The 17,879-nt window shown below is 47.0% G+C and carries 23 protein-coding genes; all 23 read right to left on the bottom strand.

All coding sequences use genetic code 11. The features are described 5' to 3' along the window. Positions 1-20: 20 nt before the first annotated feature. Complete coding sequence (locus ACYP03_RS02570) at positions 21-296, bottom strand: FliM/FliN family flagellar motor switch protein (protein WP_459778357.1); 276 nt, start codon at positions 294-296, stop codon at positions 21-23. Beyond that, positions 286-1,002: a FliM/FliN family flagellar motor switch protein gene (locus ACYP03_RS02565; protein WP_459778356.1), complete on the bottom strand. Its 717-nt coding sequence runs from the start codon at positions 1,000-1,002 to the stop codon at positions 286-288. Before ACYP03_RS02565 ends, ACYP03_RS02570 begins: the two co-directional genes overlap by 11 nt. Continuing rightward, entirely contained in the window at positions 1,002-2,144 is a 1,143-nt protein-coding gene (locus ACYP03_RS02560) for a flagellar hook-basal body complex protein (protein ID WP_459778355.1), read from the bottom strand. The genes ACYP03_RS02565 and ACYP03_RS02560 overlap by 1 nt, the downstream gene beginning before the upstream one ends. 16 nt (positions 2,145-2,160) lie before the next feature. After that, the gene (locus ACYP03_RS02555) at positions 2,161-2,592 is read right to left on the bottom strand and encodes a flagellar hook assembly protein FlgD (RefSeq protein WP_248139687.1); all 432 of its coding nucleotides are present in this window, start codon (positions 2,590-2,592) and stop codon (positions 2,161-2,163) included. Next, positions 2,570-3,526, bottom strand: a complete 957-nt coding sequence (locus ACYP03_RS02550) for a hypothetical protein (RefSeq protein WP_459778354.1) — start codon at positions 3,524-3,526, stop codon at positions 2,570-2,572. Before ACYP03_RS02550 ends, ACYP03_RS02555 begins: the two co-directional genes overlap by 23 nt. Then, the gene (locus tag ACYP03_RS02545) at positions 3,507-3,929 is read right to left on the bottom strand and encodes a hypothetical protein (RefSeq protein WP_459778353.1); all 423 of its coding nucleotides are present in this window, start codon (positions 3,927-3,929) and stop codon (positions 3,507-3,509) included. Before ACYP03_RS02545 ends, ACYP03_RS02550 begins: the two co-directional genes overlap by 20 nt. 1 nt (position 3,930) lies before the next feature. Beyond that, entirely contained in the window at positions 3,931-5,250 is a 1,320-nt protein-coding gene (locus ACYP03_RS02540; protein WP_459778352.1) for a FliI/YscN family ATPase, read from the bottom strand. Further along, positions 5,237-5,899, bottom strand: coding sequence for a FliH/SctL family protein (locus ACYP03_RS02535; protein WP_459778351.1), 663 nt, complete (start codon positions 5,897-5,899; stop codon positions 5,237-5,239). Before ACYP03_RS02535 ends, ACYP03_RS02540 begins: the two co-directional genes overlap by 14 nt. Further along, on the bottom strand, positions 5,892-6,206 hold the full coding sequence (locus ACYP03_RS02530; RefSeq protein WP_459778350.1) for a hypothetical protein: 315 nt from the start codon (positions 6,204-6,206) through the stop codon (positions 5,892-5,894). The genes ACYP03_RS02535 and ACYP03_RS02530 overlap by 8 nt, the downstream gene beginning before the upstream one ends. A gap of 76 nt (positions 6,207-6,282) precedes the next feature. After that, entirely contained in the window at positions 6,283-7,659 is a 1,377-nt protein-coding gene (locus tag ACYP03_RS02525; protein ID WP_459778349.1) for a flagellar M-ring protein FliF C-terminal domain-containing protein, read from the bottom strand. 3 nt (positions 7,660-7,662) lie between these two features. Then, on the bottom strand, positions 7,663-7,938 hold the full coding sequence (locus ACYP03_RS02520) for a flagellar hook-basal body complex protein FliE (protein WP_459778348.1): 276 nt from the start codon (positions 7,936-7,938) through the stop codon (positions 7,663-7,665). Next, positions 7,938-8,351: a hypothetical protein gene (locus ACYP03_RS02515; protein WP_330959726.1), complete on the bottom strand. Its 414-nt coding sequence runs from the start codon at positions 8,349-8,351 to the stop codon at positions 7,938-7,940. Before ACYP03_RS02515 ends, ACYP03_RS02520 begins: the two co-directional genes overlap by 1 nt. Next, positions 8,351-8,683, bottom strand: coding sequence for a hypothetical protein (locus ACYP03_RS02510; protein WP_459778347.1), 333 nt, complete (start codon positions 8,681-8,683; stop codon positions 8,351-8,353). The genes ACYP03_RS02515 and ACYP03_RS02510 overlap by 1 nt, the downstream gene beginning before the upstream one ends. Before the next feature lie 82 nt (positions 8,684-8,765). Beyond that, on the bottom strand, positions 8,766-9,884 hold the full coding sequence (gene flgI / locus ACYP03_RS02505; RefSeq protein ID WP_459778346.1) for a flagellar basal body P-ring protein FlgI: 1,119 nt from the start codon (positions 9,882-9,884) through the stop codon (positions 8,766-8,768). A gap of 14 nt (positions 9,885-9,898) precedes the next feature. Then, on the bottom strand, positions 9,899-10,477 hold the full coding sequence (locus tag ACYP03_RS02500) for a flagellar basal body L-ring protein FlgH (RefSeq protein ID WP_330959728.1): 579 nt from the start codon (positions 10,475-10,477) through the stop codon (positions 9,899-9,901). Then, a complete protein-coding gene (gene flgA, locus ACYP03_RS02495) occupies positions 10,474-11,142 on the bottom strand; it encodes a flagellar basal body P-ring formation chaperone FlgA (RefSeq protein WP_330959729.1) in 669 nt (222 codons plus the stop codon). The genes ACYP03_RS02500 and flgA overlap by 4 nt, the downstream gene beginning before the upstream one ends. A gap of 11 nt (positions 11,143-11,153) precedes the next feature. Next, positions 11,154-11,918, bottom strand: coding sequence for a flagellar hook-basal body protein (locus tag ACYP03_RS02490; protein WP_459778345.1), 765 nt, complete (start codon positions 11,916-11,918; stop codon positions 11,154-11,156). 1 nt (position 11,919) lies between these two features. Next, on the bottom strand, positions 11,920-12,600 hold the full coding sequence (locus ACYP03_RS02485; protein ID WP_459778344.1) for a flagellar hook-basal body protein: 681 nt from the start codon (positions 12,598-12,600) through the stop codon (positions 11,920-11,922). Beyond that, a complete protein-coding gene (locus tag ACYP03_RS02480) occupies positions 12,601-14,634 on the bottom strand; it encodes a flagellar biosynthesis protein FlhA (RefSeq protein ID WP_248139659.1) in 2,034 nt (677 codons plus the stop codon). A 23-nt stretch (positions 14,635-14,657) separates the two neighbouring features. Further along, entirely contained in the window at positions 14,658-15,707 is a 1,050-nt protein-coding gene (flhB, locus tag ACYP03_RS02475; protein ID WP_459778343.1) for a flagellar biosynthesis protein FlhB, read from the bottom strand. A 10-nt stretch (positions 15,708-15,717) separates the two neighbouring features. Further along, positions 15,718-16,500, bottom strand: coding sequence for a flagellar biosynthetic protein FliR (locus ACYP03_RS02470; RefSeq protein WP_248139655.1), 783 nt, complete (start codon positions 16,498-16,500; stop codon positions 15,718-15,720). After that, on the bottom strand, positions 16,497-16,760 hold the full coding sequence (gene fliQ / locus ACYP03_RS02465; RefSeq protein ID WP_248139653.1) for a flagellar biosynthesis protein FliQ: 264 nt from the start codon (positions 16,758-16,760) through the stop codon (positions 16,497-16,499). Before fliQ ends, ACYP03_RS02470 begins: the two co-directional genes overlap by 4 nt. Position 16,761: 1 nt before the next feature. After that, the gene (locus ACYP03_RS02460; protein WP_459778342.1) at positions 16,762-17,850 is read right to left on the bottom strand and encodes a tetratricopeptide repeat protein; all 1,089 of its coding nucleotides are present in this window, start codon (positions 17,848-17,850) and stop codon (positions 16,762-16,764) included. Positions 17,851-17,879: the final 29 nt, after the last annotated feature.

Below are 17,879 nucleotides of genomic sequence, written 5' to 3'. Positions count from 1 at the left end.
TGAGTCCACCTCTTTGAAAATCATCCGCTGACACTCACAATTTGTAATGCAAAGTAGCCGTCTTCTTCCACCAGAATCCCTTCAGCGATTTTATTTCCGTTCAGGTTCAGATCGATCTTGTTTGAGATTTTCACATCCGATTTCAGAATATCTCCGGCAGAAATATTCATCAGAGAGCCGATATCAGTTTTAATTTCACCGATTAAAACATCAAGGCTGACCTCTATATTGGAAAAGGTATCTAAAGACACTTTCTCAGAAAATGATTCAATATTTTTCTTCAGTTCAACGCTCATCTGCAACACTCCCAACAATTAAGCTTGCTTCACCATTTTCAAAAGAAACAAAAACATGATTTGATATGACCTGATGATCCAACTTCAGAATCAGACCATCATTAATTTTTCGATTCGTTTTTAGAACATCTCCCTGCTTTAACAGGCGAACCTTTTCAACCGTTGTCGTAATTTGCGGTAATTCAATGGATAATTTCACAGGAGAATCAGCAAGAGCCGACAAAACCTGGCGCTGATCCGGCCGTTTCTTTAAATCCAGTGACAGCTTCTGTGTCAGAATCCGCTTCCGAACAGACTGAGATAAACTCAACAGGATTTCAGCTTCGCCAGCACAAAACCGAAAACAGGCCGATTGATCATCTTGCTCTGAAGCATCCCACAGCAGTTCCTCTTTTTTAAACCAGTCGAGGAGCCAGTGTTGAATCACATGTCGTACAAACGGGTCTTCATGAGCTGAGGGATTTACCTTGTCGCCAAATCTTCTGCGCATCAGCAAAGACGCAAAATCAGCGTTATAGAACAGCTCCACACCCGGAAGATCATGAAATCCCGACGTGTACATATCCGCCGTCTTCACTTGAGCGGGATTTCTTCTTTCTACGGATAAACAGGCATGACTGCCTAACGCTTGAAATGCCCGTTGAAACGAAGCAAGCAGATAATCTGAAATGACATCATGATTGAGCTGAATTTGCGGACTGTTCATTAACTTCCCGTACTGTTATAAAGTTGTTCAATCAGTTGATTCGACACACTCATAACGCGAGAGCTGGCCTGGTAGGATCGCTGAATCACCATCATATCGCCAAACTCCTGCGCCAAATCTACGTTCGATAATTCGATGGCCCCGGCAATCAGATTTGCATCCAGTCCGCGGCCAATCTGCAAGATTTCCGGTTTTTCCTGCGTTTCCAGAAGATGGCCCTCTTTCACACGAAAATGGCTATAGTTTTCCACTTTCGCGACACCAATGGTGCCAATCTCTCTTTGTTCGCCGTTGCCGTATTGCAGAACCACCCGGCCATCATTGGTCAGACTGATGTCTGAAAAAGGTGACTCGCCAGAACCATCCACCGCATCAAGGCTGAGGCTGGACTCTTCATTTTCATTTCGGAGCGTCACGCCGGCTAATGATCCCGCTTCCCCAAATTTAATCTTGAGTGCCTGCCCATCCTCGAGCGTCGCAGCCACTTCATTTTTTCCGACCTTCAGTGTCCCGCCAAGGTCGAATTCCAGGCTGCCTGACCCCACTTCATTACCGTCTGAATCTTTCACACTGACCGCCCAGCTCTCTGAAGCTTCATCATATTCAAGAGACACGCTGAGCTGCTGATGGCTGCCATCACTGGCGACGTAGTGGATCTTTTCTAACTCGACGCTGGTATCTTTGGTCGAAATCTCGCCTTTAATCGAGACCGACGTACTGGAAACCGCAGGAATCACATCATTTGAACCGACCTGAATCGGACTCAGGCGTCCGGCATCATCAATGCCGACAACTTCAAATCCGGAGAGCCGGTCAACCAGAACACCCTGGTCATTGAGCGTGAACATTCCCGCCCGGGTGTAGTAATAGTTACCGCCATCTTTGAGCACAAATAATGCCCGGCCATCAAGAAACACATCCGTATTATTTCCGGTTTGTGCGACTTCGCCATTGGTGTATCGGTGACCGGATTCCGCAACCTGAGAACCTAATCCTTTACCGCCACCATTCACGCTCGTCATAAATACATCTTTGGCTTTAAAACCCGGCGTCTGCATATTCGCGACGTTATCACTGACAATATCCAGCGCCTTTGAGCTTGTCTGCATTCCGGACAAGCCATTATAAAAAGACTGAAACATTCTCTATCCTTTGAGGTTATTCGCCAGAATAAATCCGGCTTAATTTCGTAACAGGCAGGTCATTGACATAATAATCCTGACCATTTTCATCTTTAATCTTCAGGCTGACGACAGTGCCATTTTGTGTAAATCCGACGGAAACAACTTCACCTAAAATACTGCCGTTGGCTGATTGTGTTTCAGCAAACTTTCCCATCAGACCGACGCCTTGCGTCGATTCAACCAGTTGCCTGATTTGGCTTAATTCTTCATTGGCCATCCGGCTGGATTCAAGCAATGAAAACTGGGCCATCTGTGCCAGAAAGTCCTGATTATTGACCGGCTCCAACGGATCCTGTGCCTTCAACTGAGACATGAACAATTTAATAAAATCGTCTTGTCCGAGCGCAGCATTCAGCTGTGTCGCAGATTGGGATTGCGTTACGCTACCCACGGGTGGTATCGCCATAATGCACCTCAGTCACGCCGTTATAGGTGAGGAAGACTGGCCCATCCGACTGCACATGCAATGCCTGGATGAGCTTCATCAACGCTTCTTTATTGGTCTGCCCCGCGTAATCCCGAAAACAGACTCTGATTTTGTCCGGCTCAATAAATGTTTTTAACAGGGTTTTGGTAAAGTCTTCTGAGAAAGCGGGTTTCCGGGCCTGGTACGCATCCATCACCGATTCATTCTGAACAGCGGGTCTCGCCGAATGCTGGATTTTTCCGCGCCAGAAAACCCTTTCAGCGGAAGCAGTCGTTTCTCCGGATAACCGCTCAAAATAGCCGCCAGTCGCGTGAGACTGAAACCCGGTGCTGAGCCCAGACACCCGATGGTCTGAACGATTCAGGTCTGTTTCACCATTCATCGATGGAAACAGAGAATCACTGTTTTTCTCACTGACCTGAATTGTGTCAAATTGTCCGGTTGCAACGAGTTGATGAATGAAGTTCCCGGTATTCATTTCTACGTCGCCACGATGAAATAAAGTACTCAGAACATCGATATCCCGGCCAATTGAATGCGCATTGAAATCTTCAGACGCCAGAGCTTCTTCAATCTGGCTTTCTGTCTGCCCGGTCTGATAAAGATTTTCAACCCGCGTGCTCTGCCCTTTTCCCTGCAATGCGGTTTCACGAAGGTGGTTCAGCACCACATGCGCTGCAGCCGACTCACTTTCATGAAAGGGCAGACCCGCGACCTGTTGTTTCAACGATACATCTGCTGCTGCCCGCTGCGAATTGTTCTGAGCTTCTTCCTTTTGCGTGCCTGGCTCAGCCTGACGGTTCAAACACTCACCAAAAGATCGGGACTGATGCCCTGGCTTCTGCAGACTGAGTGTTGGTGATTGCCGGAAAGGCTGCTGGCTGAAGCATTTCTCACTGTGAATCTGCGTCATGCTTCTTCCTGCCCGTCGCTTCCATGAGTTCAGATTCAAGCTGTGCTCTGTTTTTCCTGGCTACCTGTTGCGTGCGCGTTTCCTTATCCAGATCTTCAAATATTTCTACGCGCGCGTTTGCCAGCGTCACTTCTTTCGTCACATGCTGATGCTTTTCTGACAGGTGAGAAAATTCATCTTGCAGGTTTTTTCGCATGGCTGAGAGATAAGAGGCATGATGAATGGCAAGATTGTTTAATTCAGCATTTGTACAAACATCAAAGTGATGATTCAGATCGTTATATTCCGAATCAATTTCATGCATCATTCTTTTCAGTGTGTCTTGCCGTTTTTCAATTTTTGAAATCTTTTTCCAGCCTTTCATGACCTCTATTTTTTGCTCGATGCTTTTTAATTTAATCACACTATTCATATCTGAGGACATCGTGCTTTACCTCCTCATCAATCCGATGTTTCCAGCAATAGAGTTCCCGATCTAATCGCCGTTTCATCGCGATGACTTTATCGATTTCATCATTTGTTCCGGCCTGATAAAGCCCGGTCCGGACCACATCATCCACCTCTGAATAATCGCTGTAGATCGATCTGACTTTCTTTTCAAACGTCAGCTCATCCGGTGAAAACAGGTTCTCCATCACCCGTGAACGACTTTTTAAGATATTGATTGATGGGTATAAACCATGGTTTGACAGTTTGCGGTCAAGGATAAAGTGCCCGTCAAGGACCCCGCGCATGAAGTCTGACACTGGCTCATTTTCATCATCACCATCAACGAGTACGGACATAATGCTCGTAATACTGCCCTGATTTTTAAAGTTTCCGCATAATTCGACAATTTTAGGCAATTCAGCAAAAACAGAGGGCGGATAGCCCCTCGCCACGGGCAGCTCTCCTCTGGATATCCCTATTTCACGAAGTGCGTGAGCAAGTCTGGTGATGGAATCCAGCACAAAGAGGACGTTTTTTCCCTGCGCGCAAAAATGTCTGGCGTACGCAAGCGAAACATACACGGCGCGCCTTTTCAGACTCGGAGAATCTTCCGATGTCGAAGCAATTAAGATGGTATCGTCGCAGTGACCAGCAGACATCTGTTCCTGATAAAAATCAACCACCTCCCGGCTTCGTTCACCAACCATCGCAATAATCTTAACGTCAGCCTGCATCCCCTGATAGAGCTTGTTGAGCAGAGTTGATTTCCCCACGCCAGAACCGGCAAAGATCCCGACTTTCTGCCCCATCCCGAGCGGAAAGATATCGTCAATAATTCTTGCGCCGGTTTCCATTTTCGCGGTCACCGCCTCCTTTGCGCTCACGGGTGCCGGTTCGGTGGAAAGCATCAGCTGATTTGAAGCCGTCGTCTCCCTGACCGTTTCCTGTTCCTGCGCTGAGATTACCTGGCCAAAGCCATTCAAGACTTTACCGAACGGGTTGTTCATCAGCTCAATCGACGGCAGCTGCTTCTTGTATTCAACATCATTGCCGACCCCAATTCCCTCCAGACTGGTTAAAGGGGCAAGCAGGCATCGATTTCCCTGAATCGAAACGACTTCCGCTTCGACAACACGGGACCGGGCGTAGATGGTGACTTCCTCACCCACCACACAGCCCTGGTGCGACGCTTCGATAAAGCAGCCCGATACGGATTCAACACGACCATATTCAGTTGCCACCGAAGCTTCTGTGGTCCCATCCAGCAAAGTCAGCAGCCACTTATTCGATTTCATCAATCAGGTCCATCAAATTACTTTTGAACACTTGCCGGATTCGGTTGGGAGACACTTTGACTGACATTGCTTCGGTCACAATTCTTGCCTCAAAAGCCGAAAGCGCAGGATCCACAATCCACTGACACCCTCCAGGAATGTCCGTCTCCTGTTTCCGGACCAAGGCATCGGTCTCAGTTGAAATTTCAAGATGCACCACAGGTTTCGGCAGCTTAGCCATTTCAGCCGAGATTAATTCCATGAGTAAGTGCTGCATCTGCTCAGTGTGATAAACCTTTTGAAAGACGCTGGAGAGGACATAAATGATATCCGCCCTGTTGTCCTCACGCTGACGCTGAAACTCGGCTTCCAGACTGCGCATCATTTCAGTCAGGTGACTGGCGTTCCGGCCCAGAATGGCCTCTTTTTTTGATAGCGCCTGCTCTCTCAGCGCAAACTGCTCCATTTGCTGACGGAGTTCGGCTTCCTTTTCCGTGATTTCACGTTCCCGGTCTGCAAGACGCCGTTGCCCCTCATGAATCCCTTCCTGATAGCCGCGTTGCTTTTCCGCAAGAAAAGCCTGCTCAAGTTCAGACTGAAAGTTTTTTTCGATAAAGCCTTTCATTGAACGATCACTCAAAGGCAGGGATGACAGATTCAAATCACTCATCGCAACACTCTTTTGAATTTTCAGAATCAAGATAGGATTGCAGCAGCTGAAACGCAGTGTCATCGAGACACTCAAGATAGGCTGATGCTTCTTGTCGGGTCTGAATCTCAAATACTTCCGAGCTGATCATCAAGTCGATTATTCGCGCATCAGCATCATCCTGAAGGCCATCTTGGCTGATCAACCCTGCAACTGGCTGAAGCTGCATGACTGCAGATTGCGGCGCCATCTTTTCACACAGCTGGTCTTTCATCTGGCGAAGCTTCTCCAGCCCAACCAAAGGCACGCTTTGCAGTTTTTCTTTCAAAAGAAGCTGCTGACCTGAATCCAGCCGGGACAAAATTTTCGCCTGCAATCCGGGAGATGATTTTAAAAGTAACAGACTATAGTTGAGTGTTTTGCTCAAGTTCGCGCCCCTCCAGCCATAGTGAAACATCTTTCAAAATCATCGTTTCCTCATCCCGCTTTAACGACAACTTACGCCGATACAGTCCATGCTGGAATGCAATCAGCAGCAGTACGAAAGCACCGACAGAACCCCAGAGCCAGGGTTGTTCCGTATCCGGTAAAGCACCCAGCTGGGATTGAGATTGGGATTGGCTATGTGCATCCGTTTCAGCATTCAGCGGAGACGATGCCTCAAGCGCAGGACGAATCTCCTGCACTGCGGCTTCCGGCTGAAGCGCCTCAACCGGGATCAATGCCACCGACAATTGATCGCCACGAGTTTCATTGATGCCAATCGCGGTACGAAGCAGGTTCTGCAACACGTCTATCGTGAAATATTCAGACTCCGGAATCATCACGCTGACTGTCAGACGCTCAAGTTTTCCGCGCTGATAATCAATATCCCGCTTCACAGACTTATAACTGAATTCCTCATTCAGCACGGTCGACTTCGGCTTATTTTTGCTGCCTTGGGTTGTTTCAGTGACCCGCTTGGTCACCACCGGTGCTTCAGCGGATTCAAGCCCCTCAGACGACTCTTTGATTTTGTCATTGTTCACCGTTGCCCACGCAGACACACCGATCTGCGAAGCCTCAAAATAAGCGGAGAGCAACTGGATCACTTTTGCTTCAATGTCCTGTTCAATCTCTTTCTTGATGCCAAAGCTAGCGTTTTCATCCAGTGACGGCACACCGCCAGACAGAATCAGACCATTGCTGTTCAGTACCGAGACATTTTCCGGTTCCAGATTAATTACAGAATTCGACACCAGCTGTTTCACTGTCGCAACCAGCGCTCTTTGATTCACCGGTTCAGACGCTGAAAGCGTTAATGTAACTGCAGCTTTCACCGGGGTTTTATTTTGTGAAAAAGTTCGCTCTCGCGGAATCGCCAGGTGGACCCGAGCCGAAGAAACGCCCTGAATCGTCAGCAGTGACTTTTCCAGTTCCCCCTGAATGGCGCGCTGATAATTAATTTTCTGGTAAAAGTCAGACATGGCATGCTGCGCTTCACCAAAAATTTCCAGCCCGGCAATATCACTCTGAAACACCTGGTCTTTCGAGAGTTGTACTCTTGCTTCGGCAAGTTTACTCTTCTCGATCAAAATGCCCTGTCCCGATTCCGGATACTGAAATTTCATTCCGGCATTCTCAAGACTTGTCGCAACTTTGGCCAGCTGTTCAGGAGGCTGTTCGGCAAAAACAAGTTCATAGTCTTTATTCAAAACCAAAAAATAAACAAATATTGCAGCCAGAGAAATCACTGCCACGCCTACAGCCAGTAGGACTTTTCCTCTTTGATTAAATTCCATTTTCTACACTTGCATTCTGGTGACTTCTTTATATGCATCGATCAGTTTATCTCTCAATGCAACTGAATATTCCAAGCTGAGCTTTGCACGCTCGATATCAATCATCAACTCATGCAACTCAATTTTTTCACCTTTTGAGACAGCAAGAATACGCTCATCAATACTGGCAAGCTGATCGGTAAAATTTGTCTGATTCACCTGAATATTCTGCTGAGTGCCGGATAAGGCTTCACTCTGGAGCGATTTCAGTAAATCCCCCGATATTGCTTCAACTTTCATTATCGCTTACTCCCAATCTGAAGGATTTTCGATGACATCTCTTTATTCATATTGAATAGCCTGAGACTCGCCTCATAGGCCCGTGTGGCGTCGTTCAGATGAATCATTTGCGCTTCAATTTTGATGTCTGACCGATACTGAATGACAGGCTTTCCGCCTTCATAAGACACAACCCGCCCCACAACGTTACCGTCATCCTGACTGTTCACCTGAACTTCTTTCGAGCGTACGCCTGAGATCACTTCATCAATAGAAGGTAAATTTGCGACATCCACTTTCTGGGCACGCTGCACAGAAAGTCGGTCGCCAAAAGATTGATTGATAATGGAAAGATTGTAAGTTGCCGTCTCCATTTTCTGCTTTTCAATTTGCATCGATAGAGACATCAAATCAATCGCACTCAGTTTTTCCATCAACGGCCACCTTTGATGATCATGCGTTCCAGATCCAGCCGGGCATTCATCAGAGTCACCAGCCGGTTATTCTGACTGGATAACTCAATGGCTTTCAGCAATATGTCATCAATCGATTGTTCCTGCGGTTCAACCTGAATTTCTGTATTTTGACCATGAAAATTAGAAACACGATGCGATGTTGTTCCCGAATTCAAAGTTTCAGAAAAAGTGACTTTATATTGTTGCTCACCTAGACGTGCAGCAACTAGGTTATAATTATTCACTCTGGATTCGACTGATAATCGACTCAGCGAGGAAGATATTTCCTCAAGCAGAATATCCAAGTTCATTGAAACATCCTTTTATCATGCCCATCGGAATTTAACCTAGGGCCTATTTTCTTTATGGCATTCGTAAAATATCAACTGATATTTATTGGAGAATTAATTTGCCATTAATCGCACCCGCTTTATCGGCTGCCTGCAAAATCACAATGATGTCCCGCGTCGATAAACCCAGTCTTCTCAGTTCACTGACCAGGGTAAATATGGTGGTTGTCTGGCTGAAGTGAGCAACTTTGGCGTTATCATCCTTCACACTGATATTGGTATCCGGTACGACAACCGTCTTGCTGTTATTCCCTTCAATATGGCGCCCGATAATGACATCCTGCGGCTGGCTGACACTGTATTGCGTGCGAATACTCAGCTCCAGATTGCCGTGCGCTATCGTCAGTGAATTCACCTGCACATCACCACCGGAAACGATGGTACCGGTTCGTTCATTCACGATAATCAGAGCTTTCTGGGACGCCAGCACATTCAGCGACTCCATGTTGGCGATGGCACGAACAACCGCGTTACGGTTCGTCGCAGGTAAACTCACCTCTACTTTGCCGGAATGGACGGCTTCCGCCTGATATCCGAGCGTTGAGATCGCATCAGCGATGTTAATTGCAGTGCCAAAGTCGGCTTCACGCAACACAATGCCCACTTTGCCGTTTTTGTTCACCAGATAACCCGTATTCTCTCGCTCTATCGTCCCGCCTTTAGGGACGATCCCCACGGTCGGATGGTTCTTTTGCTCCGTATTCCCGAACTGTTCAAACTTATAGCCCCCGACAGAAATCTGCCCCTGAGCAACGGCATAGGTTTTCCCGTCAATGGCTTCTAAAGGGGTGAGTAAGAGTGTGCCGCCGATCAGACTTCTCGCATCCCCGATCGCAGACACCGCAACATCAATCCTGTCCCCGCGTTCTGAAAAACTCCCGACCTCACTGGTTACCATCACCGCAGCAACGTTTCTGCTGTTGATGTCATCATCTGCTACGATCAGACCAAACTCGCGCAGCGTGTTTGAAATACTGCGGATAGTCGACTTACTCCGCCTTGAATCGCCGCTGCCGGCCAGACCAACAACCAGGCCGTAGCCAATCAGAGCGTTGTCCCGATCACCTTCAATGCGGGCAATGTCTTTCAGACGAACATAGGTTTCTGCCGCAAAGGCATTCACTGTAAAAAAGCAGGTTGCGGCGATAAGCGCGGCTTGCATCAAAACTTTCATGGTTAAAAACCCAGCCATCTGAACAAAGAACGGAATATGCTTGGTTTCCGGTTATCATTGACTTCACCAATACCGCTCAATTCGATTTGGGCCGATTCAATCCGGGAAGAAATGATTGCATTCTGCGGGCTGAGATCATCCGGACGAATAAAACCACTGAGTGTGATTTGTTGCTCTTCTCCGTTAACCGTCACATACTGAGAACCCTGAACTTTGAGCAAGCCATAGGGATCAATTCCTATGATTCTGGCCGTGATCGTGGCGCTGATACTCCCCCGCCGTGAAGTGCTGGCGTCATTTGCCATTTCACTCCGCAGCCCGGCATCTAAATTGAATTGCTCACCTCTGAAGTCATTACTGACCCCAATCTTATGCCTGTTATCCGCATCAATGCCGGCAGACGATGACGCTTTCGCATTTTCCGCAATTAAAATAGTGACAATATCCCCGACTTTATAAGCGCGTTGATCCGCCCAGCTCGCCCTGTAATGATCAATGTCGAATTCAATGGCCCGGGCCGGGAAGGCACTCACCATACTGAGCACGACTACCAGCATCCGGATGTCTCGATTTTTTGTCACCTGACTAACTCCACTTTTCCTGAAGAGACCACCGCTGCATCCAGCATCGTTCCCGAACCGGGAATTCTGACTTTCACCGTATCCCCTCTGTTTCCCTTGGATAATGCCTTGACTTTCAACGTGATCTCGAATGAATCTGAACGGCTGACCAGAGTGATAAAATCACCTTTCTGAACATCCATTCCTTTTTCCAGGTCATATTCACATAAGGCCTGACCCGATTTTATTTTTCTCACCGCAACGGGTTTCCGGGTCATATCATCTGTTTTGGCTAATTGATTCTTACAGGAAAATGCATCTGTCATACGCCAGATGAAATCATCATCGCTGATGGCCTCTCCCTGCCTGATATTGCGTTTTGCTTCCCAGCCTAACTGCTGACTGCTGACGATGTACCACAGTGACTGTGTTTTCACGTGCCCCTCAGCCGATGGTTGTTCAACAACGACCCGGCAGCGATGAATTTCAAAACGACATTCAATCTTCTGAAACTGATATCCATCATCAATGTCCGGATGCGCGCCCGCTTTATTGATGACGAAATTATCGTAGCCTTGCGTAAATAAATAATCAGAAAGATAATTCAACGGTTCTTTCAAACCGGCAAATGCACCGGGAGAAAATAAAATGAAAACCAGACTCACAGAAAATATTTGTTGAATCATAACCGGAACAATTAACGGGTTAAGTTATTAATCGTTTCTAAGATTTGATCACTGGCCTGAATAACTCTTGAATTTAACTGGTACGCTCTCTGGGCAGCCATCAAAGACACCATTTCATCGATCATATTGACGTTCGACATTTCGGTATATCCCTGCAAAATTGTGCCCGCGCCGTCTTCTCCCGGGACTAAATACTGTCTTTTTCCGGCTGCCTCCGTCTGATACCACACACCGCCGGAGCCCGGTTTTAATGCTTCAAATGAATCGAAAACAGTGAGTTCAAGCTGGCCCAGTTCAAGCATGTCACTTTCCCCTTGGATCTTTCCGAACACCGTGCCATCGCCGGATACTTTCAGTTCTTCAACATCAGGCGGAACAATGATATTGGCTGCCAGACGGTGCCCTTGTACGGTTGCCAGTGCGCCATCTTCCAGCTTGTGTAAGGACAGAACACGCGTGTAGGCGGTTTCACCATTATCCAGTTCGACCTCAAGCAAGCCATTCCCCTGAATCGCCAGATCAAGCGGCGACGCCGTGTACTTATACTCGCCATCAACAAATCGAAAGATCGCATCTTTTATTTCAACACCGCCACCAACCGAAAGATTACGCTCAGCACCTTCAACAGATGTAGTGCTGGACAGCAGACTATTGAAAACCGGCGTACTCGCTTTATACCCTGGCGTATTAATGTTGGAAACGTTGTTGGAAATCATGTCGATATATTTTTGCTGAGTTCTGAGTGCCATTTCTGCATTGGACAGCGCTTCAATCATCTTATTTTCCTAATTCGCTGATGGTTTTCTTTAATACCTGATCGTATGCCGCTAATGTTTTTTGCATGGTTTGAATGTGGCGTTTTGCCGTCATCAACTCGACTACTTCTGAAGCGGAATCAACGTTGGATTGCTCCAGATATCCCTGTAAAACCTGACTTTGACTGTCAATATCAAGCCTTGGTATTTTCTCGTAAATAATATGTCCCTGATGATATTGTTCCGGATTTATTTCGCCGACCTGTACCAGAATTAATTCTTCAGTATTCCCGCTGGGATCCGAAATTTTCCCTTCAGAATTCACACGAATACTGGTGCTGTCGAACTGAATATCACCATTCTGACTTTGTAACCGAAACCCACGGCTATCCACGACATAACCCGCACCGTCGAGCTGAAACTGGCCATTGCGGGTCAACACCACGGTTTTGCCTGACTTCAGGACAAACCATCCCGTCCCCTGAATGGCAAAATCCAGATTACGCCCCGTCTGTTTCAGCTCTCCCTGCGACAGGTTCATAATCTGCCCCGCTGTTTTCGTCTGGTTCTTCCCCGCGTCATCAGAGGCCAGTAATGCTTTAAACCCGGTAGTCGTCACATGTTGGGTATTGGTACTGATCTGATTGACCGTGTTCATATCGCGGCTGAGGGAATGCATCACGATGCCTGAAATTTTGTCCATTTAACGGCTCTCCCCATGCGTGAGCTGACCAACGGTCCGGATCAGCTTGATGCCCTTCACTTCCTGCGCAGATATCACCGCCAGCCTTGGCACCACTCGCTCGGTGATTTTCCGAAGCGGCGCTCGCAGGGTACCGGAGCACAGCAACACAGGTTCCAGACCTTTTTCCATCACGTTTTCACACTGACGGACCAGTTGCTGAAGCACAGACTCAACTTCGCCCGGAGCAATCTGACCATCATGGCTGTCGCCGCCGATTGCACGCTTGAGCATGGACTCCAGTTGCGGCGTCATGGTGATTACGTTCAAATGCTCTTCGGGGTCCAGATAACGGTCACAGAGCCGAAGTGCTAATCGTTCCCGGACTTTCTCAACCAGTTTTTCAATATTTTTATCTTCAGCACTCGCATGCTCAGACGCCGCTTCGAGAATCAGTTCAATATGACGGATGCTGACCTTCTCGCTCAGTAAGAGTCTGAGCAGACGGTGCAGGTCAGAAATGCTCAGGAGCTGAGGCACAATTTCTTCGACCAGAGACGCATTGTCCTGCTTTAACCGGTTTAACACTTGTTCGACGTCTTTTCGGGACAGCACATCCTGCAGATTATTTTTAATCGCTTCTGAAATATGCGTGAAAATAATCATCTCGGGCTCAACGACTGTACAGGAGCGGCTCTTCGCAAATGACCGCATGGTGTCGTCAATCCAGAGCGCCGGTAAACCATAAGCCGGCTCTTTGGTAGCTTCCCCGGTCATTTCCGCCAGGATCTCAGGGGCGCTGATCACCATAATTCGATTGCTTTGAATCTGACCTTTTCCGATGCGGGAGCCGTGAATATGGATTTCATAGCGATCCGCATCCAGCTCACTGTCCGCCTTGAACTGAATATCCGGCAGAATATAGCCGAAGTCTTTCGCCACCAGTTTCTTGAGGGCTTCCAGGCGCTTATCCAGTGCCCAGTTGCCGGATTCAATATTCTTTTTCAGATCCTTCCCGAGACGCACTTCAATGGGATGAATCTTGATGTAATCCACGAGATCATCTTTGCTTTCCGATTCCGCATCGTGGACCTCAATCACGTGATTAGACTTGATTGCCCACCAGACACAACCGCCAAACAACCCGATCGCAAGCAAAATCGGCATCGTCGGTAAGCCATCAAGAAACAGTGCCAGCACCAGCGCCAGCGTCACCAGAATGAGTGTTCGGGGGTGTGATGAAACCTGTCGGCCAATCTCGCGGCTGAGTTCATAGTCTGTGGCTGCCCGGGTAATAATGATGCCGGTGGCCACCGCAATAATCAGAGAAGGGATTTGCGTGACAATCCCGTCACCGACCGTCAGGAGAGAATATTTCGTCAGGGCTTCTCCCCACTTCATCCCGTGCTGCGCGACCCCGACAGACACTCCCCCGATAATATCGATCAGAATGATAATAATGCCGGCAATCGCATCACCTTTGACAAACTTTGTGGCGCCGTCCATCGCCCCATAAAAGTTTGCTTCCCGTTCGATATTCGAGCGCCTTTCCCGGGCTTCATGTTCATCAATCAGGCCCATATTCATGTCGGCATCAATCGCCATCTGTTTACCGGGCATACTGTCCAGGGTAAATCTGGCCGCGACTTCCGCCACACGCTGCGCACCATTGGTTACAACAACGTACTGAACCACAACAAGAATGATGAAAACTATAAAACCAATCACATAGTTTCCAGCAACCACGAATTCACCGATGGCGCCAATCACGTGCCCCGCTTCACCTTCACTCAGAATTAAACGCGTTGCAGATATGTTCAGTGAGAGACGGAACAACGTTGCAATCAGAATAATGGATGGAAACGTTGAAAAGCTGAGTGGCTTATCTGTACAAAACGTCAGTAACAGAATTAAGAGTGCAACGCTGAAGTTGATAATCTGAAGGAAATCCAGCACTCCAGGCGGAACCGGCAAAAATATCACCATCAGAATCAACACAACACCGATGATAAATAAATTACTATGCCAGTCCTTCAGCATATATTGCTTAAACAAGATGAGTTCCTTGGTTTATCACTTTATTGATGTTGAGTATTTAAATACCAGCGGTAAATCTCGGCAACCTGATCATATAACTCTGGCGGTATTTCAGCGTTGATCTTCACTTTTTGATACAGCACGCGAGCAAGCGGAATATTGGTTTTCATCACAACCTGATGATGACGGGCTGTTTTCCTGATCTGATATGCAAGCTGCCCTTTCCCTTTGGAGACGACTTTGGGCGCGGTCATTGTTTTCGGATCGTATTTCAGTGCAACCGCAACAAAGGTCGGGTTGGTGATCACCATATCCGCTGAAGGAACGTTTGAAAGTGCGCCCAGCTTTCCTCGCAATTCTTTCTGAATTTGTTTCCTTTTCGACCTGATTTCCGGATCACCTTCCTGATTTTTATATTCATCTTTCACCTCTTTTTTCGACATCCGCATTTCTTTGCGAAAAGACCAGCGCTGAAATATCAGATCGAACAGGGTAAAAGGAACCATCGCCAGAATAAAAAAGACAATGGTTTGAATCAGCAGGGCATTGACCTTATCCAGTGTGCCTGACAACGAATAGCTGATTGAATCCGGTAATGTAAATATCTCATCATAGAAAATCATATACGCCAGTACCGAAACCAATGACAGCCTGAGCAGATTTTTCACCAGCTCAAACAAAGACTTTAAAGAAAATAACTTCTTAAACCCTTGAATCGGATTGATTTTCTTGATATCCGGCTTTATCGGATGAAAGCTGAAAATCCCACCCGTTTGTATGAAATTAACAATGACGCCAATTAAAATCGCCAACAGCAAAACAGGCATCGTGGCATAGATATAAGATTCAAAAATCTGCCCGATCAGCCAGCTGTCACTTTGTACCGATATGTCTGGCGCCATCAGGAAAACGTTTTGCATCACCGCCATCAGCTGCACGCCAATTTCTTTGGCAATAAACAGAACTGTGACCAATGTAATCAGCAAGCCAGCGAAAGCATTGACATCCATGCTCTTGGAGACCTGCCCTTTTTGCTTCGCTTGCTGCAATTTATACTGTGTTGCTTCTTCTGTTTTTTCTTCTGATGCCATCCCGTTGCCCTCAATAAAGCGAAAGCCAGTATGAAAAGACACCATCAAACAGCCTGTCTGTAATTTCACTGACATGTCTGGAAGAAATTCCGAGAATCAGGAAGGCGACAGCAGTTTTTGCGGGTAAACCAACAAAGTAAATGTTGATTTGAGGCATCATTTTATTACAAAGCCCTAAAAGCAGATCAACCCAAAAAATAGCAATCATCACGGGCAGTGCCAGGAGAAATGCCAGAACCATCTGTGATGAAAATAACGCGATCATCATGTCCAGCTGCGGTTCGCCGGGACCTGACAGGATCGGAAAAGACCGGATGGATGCTGCAAGTAACTCAATCACAGTGTAATGCGCGTTGGTGACAAAAAACATCAATGAGATAAAGATGATAATTGCCCGGGTCAGAATTGGTTCCGATTCCTGCATCGCCGGGTTAAAAATCCCCATCGGATTAAAACCTACCTGCATATCGAGCAATTTCAGAAACGTAAATATTGCACCGTAGGTGACAACCAAGGCGAACCAGAAAACCAGACCAATAAAGAACTCGTTCAGGCACGCTACCGCCAATGCCGTACCCTCTAAATGCACAGCGCGTATTATTAAATTTTGATCGATGGTATGAGTGAAAATAATCACACCAATCACAACGGTGACCACCATTTTTATAAATGGCGGTAACATCGACAATGGGTTAATACTCCTGAACACTAAAGCAGGCGTAATTCTTAAAAGAATCAGAAAAAATACAATCGTATAAGATTGCCAGTCACTTAAAATAGCATTCAGTGTCACAAACTCGCCGCATAATCAAATATGTTGATTGCAAACTCCGTTAATACCCCAAGCATCCAATTCGACATCAGCATAATCACAAGTGCGACTGCAATCATTTTCGGCACAAAAGTTAATGTCATTTCCTGTATTTGTGTTACCACTTGCAAGATACTAATGATTAATCCAACGACCAATGCAACCAGCAAAATTGGACCACAAATAATAAAAGCCACATGCATTAATTCACTTAATAAGTAGCTGGCAGCATCTTTGTCCATTTTATGGTTGACGACTCAGGATTATTTTTGTCATCGCTTCCGACAGATTTTCAACGCTGAGGTCTGATTTGAACGCCATCAGTCCTGACATAATCGAGTCTGCCTCTTTAGTTTTCCCTTTCACCTGAAAATATAACGCCCTTGCAAACAATGCAGACGGGCAATTGGCATCTAACTTCAGGGCCCGCTTCAGTTGCTCCTGTGAAACTGACCATTTTTCCCGGACAGCATTCACGATTGCCAGACCGCCATGACATTCAGCAAAATTCCGGTCTGTTTTCAGACCTTCTTTGAAGCAGGATTCGGCACGGTCATAATCCTTCACCGAAAAATAACACCAGCCTAAGTTCACCCGACTGCCAACATGTCCTGGCATTTTTTGGCACGCCTTTTCATACCATTGAATCGCAGCATCGAATCGGTGGGCATACATGTATGACAGCGCCTTCATCGCCAGCAGGCGTCCCATTTCCGGATGCTTTGCCAGTAATGGTTCCAGGATGATTAACGTCGTTTCCGTCTCCAGACGGTACAGAGATAAACTAGCGCTGGTGATCAAAGCATCACACTGGCTGTTGTCCAGCTGCAACGATGTGCGGCAATGCTTTTCAGCCAGTTCATACTGCGCATCATCCAGATACAATAAGGACAGCAGTCCGTGAACTTCAGCGTGTTGTTCCGGCGTACACGTTGTGAGTAAGCGATACGTTTCTGCAATCGCCTGCGAGTTATTTTCTAAATGCGCCAGGCAACGTGCTTTCAGCAGCGTATTTGCCACATCAAGTTCAGGAATCTGCGCCAGCAACTCATAAGCTGCTTCATACTTTCCGGTCTGAAAACAGGCCAGTGCACAATTAATTTTCAAACCCGGCTGAGCGTAACCGCGACGGAACAGGTCATGGTATGCCTGAACGGCGTCATCATACTGATTTAAAGCCAGACATAAGTGTCCCTTCCAACTCAGCAAATCTGCATGATCATCATTCAGTCCCAGTGTCTGTTCGACAATTTGCATCGCTGCTCGGAACTCTCCCTGCTTCGCTAAGCCCCCAATCAAATCAAGGGCCAGCAACGCATTGGATGGATCCATTTCAAGAAATTCTTTTAATCGCTGAAGGG

It is taken from the genome of Photobacterium sp. R1, from assembly GCF_054600795.1.
This window is presented reverse-complemented; position numbering and strand designations above follow the sequence as displayed.